The organism is Aeromicrobium phragmitis (genome assembly GCF_003674095.1).
In the GTDB taxonomy this organism is placed as follows: Bacteria; Actinomycetota; Actinomycetes; order Propionibacteriales; family Nocardioidaceae; genus Aeromicrobium; species Aeromicrobium phragmitis.
On sequence record NZ_RDBF01000265.1, the window covers coordinates 1 to 308 of the forward strand.

A 308-nucleotide genomic window follows, 5' to 3' on the forward strand; every position below is an offset into this window, starting at 1 on the left:
CCGGTCAGCATCGCCGCCCCGTAGTGGCGACGGCCGCTGAATCGCAGGAGGCTCGAACGACCCAGCTCCGGCTTGAGCAGCGTGTAGGCGCCGACCAGGACGAGCACCACGAGGGTGACCGGATTGAACGCGTCACGCGGGATGAACGAGGCGACGAACGCTCCGCCCAGCGATCCGGCGAAGGCGGCGAGCGCGAGCGGCAGGGCCGTGCGCAGATCGGGCCGGACCCGGCGCAGGTAGGTCAGGCTGGACACCGACGTCCCGGCGATGGAACCGGCCTTGTTCGTCGCGAGCAGCTGCACGGGGGC

General features: G+C 71.4%; 1 protein-coding gene. It reads right to left on the reverse strand.

Annotation, left to right across the window (positions count from 1 at the left end; genetic code table 11):
- Window positions 1-308 (reverse strand): TSUP family transporter (locus tag D9V41_RS17270; protein WP_166376136.1); only part of this gene is annotated, 308 nt, incomplete at both ends.